General features: G+C 44.1%; 7 protein-coding genes and 1 tRNA gene. 5 read left to right on the forward strand and 3 right to left on the reverse strand.

Features of this window, described 5'->3' with window-relative positions; genetic code table 11:
• Positions 1-439 precede the first annotated feature (439 nt).
• Positions 440-3,106, forward strand: coding sequence for a DNA topoisomerase (ATP-hydrolyzing) subunit B (gyrB, locus tag IQ242_RS09760; protein WP_193959830.1), 2,667 nt, complete (start codon positions 440-442; stop codon positions 3,104-3,106).
• A 485-nt stretch (positions 3,107-3,591) separates the two neighbouring features.
• Here the strand turns inward: gyrB and IQ242_RS09765 are convergent, their stop codons facing one another.
• Positions 3,592-4,806: an aminotransferase class V-fold PLP-dependent enzyme gene (locus IQ242_RS09765; protein ID WP_193959831.1), complete on the reverse strand. Its 1,215-nt coding sequence runs from the start codon at positions 4,804-4,806 to the stop codon at positions 3,592-3,594.
• A gap of 302 nt (positions 4,807-5,108) precedes the next feature.
• On the opposite strand from IQ242_RS09765, the gene IQ242_RS09770 reads away from it, so the two are divergent.
• Both IQ242_RS09770 and IQ242_RS27080 read left to right on the forward strand, forming a co-directional pair.
• Positions 5,109-6,542 (forward strand): TM0106 family RecB-like putative nuclease, encoded by a 1,434-nt coding sequence (locus tag IQ242_RS09770; RefSeq protein WP_193959832.1) that lies wholly within the window; start codon positions 5,109-5,111, stop codon positions 6,540-6,542.
• A gap of 102 nt (positions 6,543-6,644) precedes the next feature.
• Positions 6,645-6,887 (forward strand): hypothetical protein, encoded by a 243-nt coding sequence (locus tag IQ242_RS27080; RefSeq protein ID WP_045357690.1) that lies wholly within the window; start codon positions 6,645-6,647, stop codon positions 6,885-6,887.
• A 10-nt stretch (positions 6,888-6,897) separates the two neighbouring features.
• Here IQ242_RS27080 and IQ242_RS09775 read toward each other — a convergent pair whose 3' ends face one another.
• Positions 6,898-7,278 carry a hypothetical protein gene (locus IQ242_RS09775; RefSeq protein WP_002770018.1) on the reverse strand — a complete coding sequence of 127 codons (381 nt, stop codon included), beginning with the start codon at positions 7,276-7,278 and terminating at the stop codon, positions 6,898-6,900.
• A 356-nt stretch (positions 7,279-7,634) separates the two neighbouring features.
• Here IQ242_RS09775 and mtnB point away from each other — a divergent pair, with 356 nt between their 5' ends.
• The gene (gene mtnB / locus IQ242_RS09780) at positions 7,635-8,252 is read left to right on the forward strand and encodes a methylthioribulose 1-phosphate dehydratase (RefSeq protein ID WP_193959833.1); all 618 of its coding nucleotides are present in this window, start codon (positions 7,635-7,637) and stop codon (positions 8,250-8,252) included.
• Between the two features lie 48 nt (positions 8,253-8,300).
• On the opposite strand, the gene IQ242_RS09785 is transcribed toward mtnB, so the two are convergent.
• Positions 8,301-8,371: transfer RNA gene (locus IQ242_RS09785), tRNA-Cys, on the reverse strand.
• Between the two features lie 134 nt (positions 8,372-8,505).
• On the opposite strand from IQ242_RS09785, the gene IQ242_RS09790 reads away from it, so the two are divergent.
• Positions 8,506-8,841 (forward strand): hypothetical protein, encoded by a 336-nt coding sequence (locus tag IQ242_RS09790; RefSeq protein ID WP_193959834.1) that lies wholly within the window; start codon positions 8,506-8,508, stop codon positions 8,839-8,841.
• Positions 8,842-8,983 lie beyond the last annotated feature (142 nt).

The raw sequence follows: 8,983 nt of genomic DNA on the forward strand, positions 1-8,983 counted from the left end.
GGGAACCCTGAATTTTTCGACTTAGTTGCCGGCAGCTTGCCGCCAACTCACTCCTCTAGATAAGTATTTTGACTCAGGCATCTTCCTCTTTCGAGACGTTGTGACACTTAGGGTGCGGAATGTGGGTTTTAGCCTCTTCAAATGATCTTTTTTCTAAAGCTGAATATGGCTGTAACTTTTATTCAATCAGGCATCGGAAATTCCGATTTATGCAAGAGGTCTAATGACAGGGAAGAAAGACACGGTATTGAATTTCCTCTCCTTGCTGCCTTCCAGTGGTTTAGCTTGTAACAAAAATGTCTCCCTATCTCCTATCCCCAACAAAAAATTCTCCCTAAAGGCATTTAAGCAGTCTTTAACCCTTATGTGCTAAAATTTTTGAAGATTTTGCTATTCATTTAGGTTCAATCAGGGATCACAGCCTTTTCAGGGAAATTTTATGACAAGTAACTACGGCGCGGAACAGATACAAGTTCTCGAAGGGTTAGAACCAGTCAGGAAGCGGCCGGGGATGTATATCGGTACGACTGGGCCGCGGGGACTACATCATTTAGTCTATGAAGTGGTGGACAACTCGATCGATGAGGCCTTAGCGGGTTACTGTACTCATATCGAAGTGGATATCAAGGCCGATGGTTCCGTCAGCGTCACCGACGATGGCCGGGGTATTCCCACCGATGTCCACCCCACCACGGGTAAATCTGCCCTCGAAACCGTTCTCACTATACTTCATGCCGGCGGTAAATTTGGCAGTGGTGGTTATAAAGTGTCGGGAGGGTTACACGGAGTCGGGATTTCCGTCGTTAATGCTCTTTCCGCATGGGTCGATGTCACCGTCTGGCGCGATCATAAAGTACATATCCAACGCTACGAAAGAGGTATCCCCGTCACAGAATTGGTCAGCAGTCCCAGTCAAGAGGAAAAAACGGGAACTAGGGTTAATTTCCTGCCAGACACCGAAATTTTTAGCCAAGGCATCGAATTTGATTACAGTACCCTCTCCGGACGTTTACGAGAACTAGCCTACTTAAATGCGGGTGTTAAAATCACCTTTAGCGATTACCGTCCCGAAGAACCCCACATCGAAACCTATTGTTATGAGGGGGGTATTAAAGAATACGTCGCCTATATGTGTCGGGAAAAAGAAACCCTGCACAAAGATATTATCTATGTATCGGGGGAAAAGAACGGAATTAATATCGAAGTGGCGTTTCAGTGGTGTATAGATGCCTATAGCGACAATATTCTCGGTTTTGCTAATAATATCCGCACCATTGACGGGGGAACTCATCTAGAAGGATTAAAAGCAGTTCTGACTCGTACTTTAAATAATGTTGCTCGTAAACGCAATAAAATTAAAGAAAACGAGCCTAATCTAGCGGGGGAAAACGTCCGTGAGGGTTTAACCGCCGTTATTTCCGTAAAAGTCCCCGAACCGGAATTTGAGGGACAAACCAAGACCAAATTGGGTAACACCGAAGTGCGGGGTATTGTTGATTCGCTGGTGGGGGAAACTCTCAACGAATACTTAGAACAAAATCCCCAAGTGGCCGACACGATTATCGAAAAAGCAGTACAAGCGTACAAAGCGGCGGAAGCGGCCCGACGGGCCCGGGACTTAGTACGACGGAAATCGGTTCTGGAATCCTCGCCTTTACCGGGTAAATTGGCTGATTGTAGCGAAAGAGACCCAGAAAAGTCAGAAATTTACATCGTCGAAGGGGACAGCGCTGGCGGTTGTTTTCATGGTGATACAGAAATCGCCCTTGTCGATGGACGCAACCTCAGTTTTAAACAGCTAGTGACCGAACAAGCCCAAGGAAAGGAACATTTTTGTTATACCATTCGTGACAATGGCACGATCGGGGTTGAACGAGTTATTAATGCCCGCATCACCAAAAAAGACGCAGAAGTAATTAAAATTACTCTCGATCATGGTGAAGCGATTATTTGTACTCCTGACCATCTTTTCCTGTTAAGAGATGGTAGCTATAAACCTGCTGCGGCTTTAACTCCAGAAGATGCTTTAATGCCTTTGTATCGGAAATTGTCCGCTCTTCATGACCCCGGAATCACCATTAGCGGTTATGAAATGGTCTGGAATCCCGCTTCCGATTCTTGGTTGTTCACTCATGCGATCGCTGATTGGTATAATCGTTGGCAGGGAATTAACACGATCAAGAAAACTTACTATCAAAAAACCCTAGCGACCTTAAAACAAATTGAGATCGATCGAGGTTATATTGATTTGGAAGCTTATCAAAAATATCGGCTTCAGACGCAGGATAAATCAATATTGCGATTTGATTCTTTCTGCGATCGCTACTTTGATGGTGATAAAAATAAAGCCTTAGAAGCGGTGGCTAATTACAATCATCGAGTTGTGGCGATCGAGCAATTAGAAACAAGATTCGATGTCTATGATATCGAGGTTCCTCGCACCCATAACTTTGCCCTTGCTTCCGGCGTTTTCGTCCATAACAGTGCCAAACAGGGGCGCGATCGTCGTTTTCAAGCGATTCTACCTCTGCGGGGAAAAATCCTCAATATCGAAAAAACCGATGATGCCAAAATCTACAAAAATACGGAAATTCAATCCTTAATTACGGCCCTCGGTTTAGGGATTAAAGGAGAAGATTTCGACCCCTCACAATTGCGCTATCATCGCATTGTTTTAATGACTGACGCTGATGTGGATGGCGCACACATCCGAACTTTGTTGTTAACTTTCTTCTATCGTTATCAGAAGAATTTAATTGACCAAGGTTATGTATATATCGCCTGTCCTCCTCTCTATAAATTGGAACGCGGTAAAAATCATTCCTACTGCTATAGCGATCGAGAATTACAGCAAAAGATAGCGGAATTTCCCTCTAATGCTAACTACACAATCCAACGTTTTAAAGGGTTAGGGGAAATGATGCCCCAACAACTTTGGGATACTACCATGAATCCTGAAACTCGCACTTTAAAACGGGTAGAAATCGAAGACGCAGCCAAAGCTGAGGAATTATTTACGATTCTTATGGGCGATCGAGTTGCCCCCCGGCGAGAATTTATCGAAACCCACGGACCGCGTTTAAATCTTACAGATTTGGACATTTAAACGGTAACTTTGGGCTGTGTTAGTCTAGGCTAATACAGCCCGATTATATTCCCTAAATCCAGTTACTAAGTAGGGAGGAACAATTATTTGTAGGATGGGTTAGCGGTAGCGTAACATGGTCGGGCGTTGGGTTTCATGCTTCAACCGTTCGGCAAAAGCTCACGGCCGAAGCCCAACCTACGTTCATCTTATATTTAATTCCACCTACCTACTTAATCGGGGGGTTAGGGATTCAAGGAAACCGGGGCGCATTCCACGACTTCATCGAAAAAATCAGCCGGTAGCGGGGGATTATCGGGGTCTTATAGGGCGTTTTTGGCAATTTCCGCCTCACTCATCCCTTTAACTTTCTCCCAGTCCGTTTTGCCTTTCAACTTCGCCCACTGTTCGCAGGTGACTCTGGTAATAGGTTCTTCGTTCACGGTTATTAGCCCTCCTAGCACTAATTATTCGACGAACCGAGCCACGCCATGTATAATCTGATTTTAAACTAACTTTTGGATAGCTGCTACTAACTGCTCGATTTCTGAGGGCAAAGTGAAATAATGAACACAGGCACGCACGCAGAGGGGGTCGAGGAGAGTTCGCAGTAAAAACCCTTGTTTTTCTAGCTGTTGCACTAAATTTTGTGGGGTGATGGCCGAGTCAATTTGAAAGGAAACTAAACCAGATTCCGGTGGAGAATTTTTTAAACATTTCACCCCCTTAATCGTCTTTAATTCTTCCCAGAGATAAGCCGCTAATTGACAGATTTTTTCGTATCTTTGTCCCCCATCACCCCAGGCGTTATGTACCGCAATAGTTGCCCTTAAACCCTCAAATTGAGGATAGGCAGAAGTGGCCACTTCAAAGCGTCTAGCGTCTGGTTTCCAACCGATAGGCTGTCCTTGCTTATCTGTTTCAATACCGCGCCAACCGATAAAAGTGGGCTGTAAACTAGGGAAAATTTCGGGACGAATATACAATCCCCCCACACCGGCCGGTCCACACCACCATTTATGACCCGTAAAAGCATAACAATCGGCGGCAGTAGCGCTTAAATCCAAGGGCAAACAACCCACGGATTGGGCAGCATCCACCACCACTAAAACGGGTTGTTCGGTGACAGAATTATCATGACAAAGCTGCGAGATTTCCTTGAGGGGTAAAACCTGTCCAGTATTCCACAGAACGTGACTAACCACCACAACCCTAGTTTTTGGACGTAAATGAGCGGAAATGACTTCTATGGGGTTGCCGTCGTTTAAAGTTTTCCGAATAGGACAAGTGGAGATTTCCAGATGATAACGACGAGCAATTTCCCGAACTGTGGCCATAATTCCGGGGTGTTCACAATCGGTTAGTAAAATATGTTCCCCCGCTTGCCAATCAACTCCCCAGAGGGCGATATTACAGCCCACAGTGACATCCTCGGTGATAGAGAGAGTGCTGGGGCTAATTCCCAACTCCTGAGCCATTTCTTGCCTGAGAAGTTCCGTTTTTCCGGTAATCCAATCATTTACCCGTCCTGAAAAAGGACCCTGTTGTTGGAGAAAATTATGGGCATCGATAATCGCTTCTAATCCGGCCTTGGGCAAGGTTCCCTGACCACCGAAATTAAAATAAACTTTATTGCTAAGTCCCCGAAATTCCTGTCTTTGTTCGGCTAAATCCGGTTTACTAGGGGCGCAATCGAGGCTATTTTCGTCTAAATTCTGCATAAGCGAGGAGATGGGGGGTCAGTTATCAGTTATCAGTTATCAGTTATCAGTTATCAGTTATCAGTTATCAGTTAGAAGGTGTTGGGTTTTGGGGTTTTAGGGTTTTAGTTGAATTCCCCATTTCCCCATTTCCCCACTTCCTGACGACCGACTCGGAGAATTCTAGCGACGGATTAAGTCACAATTGTCACAATAGTATTAGAGTAGAGGAAACATAGTTGGGAATGTTTTCTTTTTTTAAGTTTATTATTTTCTACTTTACCTCACAGGTCCAGGAAAGCTTAACTTTTCTCCTTGATAGAATGCTACTGACCGATGATCTACTTCTAGACTACCAACGTTGTCAACGCCGTGCGTTTTTAAATCTCTACGGCAATAGCCAAGAAAAAGACCCTGAGCGAGATTTTTTGCTTAAATTGCGCCAGGAGAGTCAAATTCACGTTAACAAAGTCCTGCAAGACTCCTATCCCGATTATTGTTCCCTGACTACTCCCAGCACGGATATTTTAGCCGCCGCTAGGGAAACGGAAGCTTTGATGGGTCAGGGGGTATCCTGTATTTATCACGGAGTCCTTTTACAATCTGGCTATCCCGTCTCTTTAACCGGTTCCCCGCATTTATTAATTAAACAGGCAGGAAAGTCGAAATTTGGCGATTGGGTTTATTATCCCCTCAATATTCAACTTGGTCGCCGTCCTAAGCCTGAATATAAGATGCTGGCTACTTTTTACGCCTATTTATTGGCTGGTATGCAGGGAGTTTTTCCCAGTTATGCGGAAATTGTCCTACGTCGTCATAATCGCTATCGGGTGGAATTGAATCTCTGGTTAACTAAACTAGAGGAAATAATCAAAAATTTCGGCGCAATGGTGATTAATCACCAAGAACCAGAAGTTTTTATCTCGCGTCAGCGTTGCAGTTTATGTCATTGGTATAGTCACTGTTATGGTATCGCCCAAGCGAGTCAACATCTTTCTTTAGTCCCGGGGGTGACTCCCAGTCGTTACCAATTTTTACAGTCTTTGGGGGTTTCAACTATGGAATCCCTGGCGCTTACCTGTCCTACCCGTATGGGGGAGGGGATGGGGTTAGAGGTGGCTAATCAGTTACAATTACAGGCCCAAGCAATTATTGAAAATCGGGCCTTTCGCAAAAGCAACGGCAAAACTGCTTATTTGTCTCCCCTACCGAGGGCCGAGATTGAATTTTATTTTGACATCGAAGCGGAACCAGAACAAAATTTAGATTATCTTTTGGGGATTTTACGGGTTGATTATCGAGTTAATACCCAGCAATTTTATCCCTTTTTGGCAGAAAAGCCGGAAGATGAAGGCAGGATATGGCAGGAATTTTTAACCTTAGTCATGCAGGATTATCAAGCACCAATTTTTCACTTTTCTGAGTACGAAGTGGAAACAATTAAGCGATTAGGTTATCTTTATAAAACCCCTTCTTCTTTGATTAATCAGTTAGTTTCTCGCTGTTTTGATCTGCACTATCAGGTAGTTAATTCGGTAACTTTTCCCGTGGAAAGTTATTCTTTAAAATCCCTCGCTAACTGGATTGGCTTTCAATGGCGCGATCGAGGAGTAAGCGGGGATCAATGCGTTTGGTGGTATGACCAGTGGTTAAAAACAGGAGATCGGACTTTATTGGCGGCTATTTTGCGTTACAATGAGGATGATTGTTGCGCCACCTTTAGACTAAAAGATTGGCTCGTAAACTTTTTAATTTGATTCTAAAGATTTATGACAAATAGGGGGGAATGTAGCCGCTGCTACCCGTAGCCGTCAAGGGAAAATGATAAGCTATGGGTGTGAAGACAGTCCCCTCACCCAATGGTGATCCCCATGTTCTCCCCACTTTTTCCGCTTCTACTCCTACTGCTTTCCTTCCTTAGTCTTCTTTGGTATCAAAAGACCGATAATGATATTTTTAAAGCTCTTGCCGTTAGTAGTTTGATTTTTGCAATTATTTGGGGCTTAATTCTCGTTCATTGGTCAATTCACCTGCTGGGACTGCTGTTATTGTTAAAATTCAGATCCCCCGCTTTCAGTTTGGTGCGCGTGCCTAGATGGTGATGGTTTGACCCTAATCTTCCAACTGTCCGGTAGGCACTTCGATCGCTTGTACATCGATCGTACCGGGAGGGGTGAGAGTAATAAACTTACCCCCTGCCACTTTTAACGGTTCACCACAGTTAGGACATTGACATTCCGTGCGATTAAAACCCGTAAATTCGTAGCTGCAGACGGGACAGCTATCTTCAACTAAATTGCGTCGTAACCACCAGCGAAAAATACCCCAAGCAATCACAGGGGAAATTATTAGGAATGCCACGAGAATTAAAAAACCATTGACTAACCAACCCAGTCCGATCGAGCCTAACAACAATCCGACTAAAATCAAAGATAAGAAACAACCCAAACCAGAATCATTGACAGAATAGCTGCGGAAAAAGTTGTTATTCACGGCTCAACCCTCGATTCATCAAAGCTGCAATTATCTTTAACCTAACACATTCCCAACACATTAAGTAGCTGGTTATAATTAAATTAAAAATGGATTTTAGGTTCGATCCCCCCTGCCCCCCTTGATAAGGGGGGTGCCGATAGGCGGGGGGATCTGATAATTTTTAACGCCTACCTACTTACCACGGTTAAATCTTCTTTTTGACTCACTGGTTCCTCACCCTATTCTGCCTTGGCTTTAGTTTTGAGCGAGATTATCCAGATTGACATCCTCACCAAATCTGCTGACGAGTGGGTCGTCTGCTCGCTTCAACTTGTTATAATAGTCAGTCCCTATCCACCATATCCCTAAAAACCATGAGCGATCCTCGTCTATCTCTAGTGGCCGCTGCCCGAAGATTTTATCAACTGGGTTGGATGCTCGGCACAGCGGGTAATTTATCCGCTAAAGTTGATGATCATAGTTTTTGGATTACTGCCAGTGGCAAAAGTAAAGGTAAACTAACAGAACAGGATTTTGTGCGGGTGGATCTGACCGGGAAAGTCAGGGAATTAGCTCATCCGGATAATCGTCCTTCGGCAGAAACTAGCATTCATCAGGTGATTTATTGTCTCTTTCCCCAAGCACAAGCTTGTTATCATGTTCACTCGGTAGAAGCGAATTTAGTTTCCCGTTTTGCTCGTGAGGATAAGTTATCGTTACCTCCCTTAGAAATGTTGAAAGGTTTAGGTATTTGGGTAGAAAATCCTCGAGTATTTATGCCAGTTTTTACCAACTATCTCGATGTGCCGAAAATTGCCGCAGAAATAGAGAGTAGATTCTCAACTTTCCCCCCGGAAATTCCCGCTTTACTGATTTCTTACCATGGCGTGACGGTGTGGGGTGAGTCTCTAGAAACTACCGAGAATTATTTAGAGATAGTTGAGTATATTTTTCGTTATCTAGTGGCAGCCTATCAGGTAAAACCTTGGTAAACCTTAATTTAGACAAGGTAATAAAAGAAAGACTGCCGACATTTACCAAGGCGCCACCCAGATTCGAACTGGGGGTAAAGGTTTTGCAGACCTCTGCCTTACCACTTGGCGATGGCGCCGATCGAGCAGTACTTATCCTAGCATAACAGTTGGCAGTTTGCCAAGAGTGGAACCTAAGAGTTGAGCGATCGATCTATAATTTATGCAGCAGTTCTCTAATATGGTGGGGGATTTCAGGCTTAAAAAAGCGATTATGATGAGAAATAAAAGATATTTACTAAATTTTATCGGTTTATTGGCTTTATCCTTGCCAGTACAGGCTAATAATGCCGTTTACCTTAGCCAAAGTTCTAATACTGCCACGACTTTCGACAGTTATCGTCAAGAATGTTTACAAAGAGCGCGCGCGGAGGGATTAGCTGCTGATGTGGCCAAAGACCTATGCGACTGCACGATTAAAAAATTCCAAGCTCGTTACAATCTACAGCAATTCCGCACCCTCGTGCAGAAGTCGAAAACTGATAAAGCTGCCGCTAGGACTTTAGCGAGTGTGGGAGAAGCTTGTTTTGATGAGATTTTCTATGAATAGCAGGGATAGGGTTTTTTTAGCTAAGTAGGTAGGCGTTAAAAATTATCAGATCCCCCCGCCTATCGGCACCCCCCTTATCAAGGGGGGCAGGGGGGATCGAACCTAAAATCCATTTCTAATTTAATTATGACCAGCTACTTAT

This window comes from Microcystis sp. LEGE 08355 (assembly GCF_015207185.1).
In the GTDB taxonomy this organism is placed as follows: domain Bacteria; phylum Cyanobacteriota; class Cyanobacteriia; order Cyanobacteriales; family Microcystaceae; genus Microcystis; species Microcystis panniformis.

Bases quoted from the DNA above. Each gene is read 5' to 3' on its own strand.
- gyrB (WP_193959830.1), top strand. From the start codon at position 440: ATGACAAGTAACTACGGCGCGGAACAGATACAAGTTCTCGAAGGGTTA.
- IQ242_RS09765 (WP_193959831.1), bottom strand. From the start codon at position 4,806: ATGCAGAATTTAGACGAAAATAGCCTCGATTGCGCCCCTAGTAAACCG.
- IQ242_RS09770 (WP_193959832.1), top strand. From the start codon at position 5,109: ATGCTACTGACCGATGATCTACTTCTAGACTACCAACGTTGTCAACGC.
- IQ242_RS27080 (WP_045357690.1), top strand. From the start codon at position 6,645: ATGGTGATCCCCATGTTCTCCCCACTTTTTCCGCTTCTACTCCTACTG.
- mtnB (WP_193959833.1), top strand. From the start codon at position 7,635: ATGAGCGATCCTCGTCTATCTCTAGTGGCCGCTGCCCGAAGATTTTAT.
- IQ242_RS09790 (WP_193959834.1), top strand. From the start codon at position 8,506: ATGATGAGAAATAAAAGATATTTACTAAATTTTATCGGTTTATTGGCT.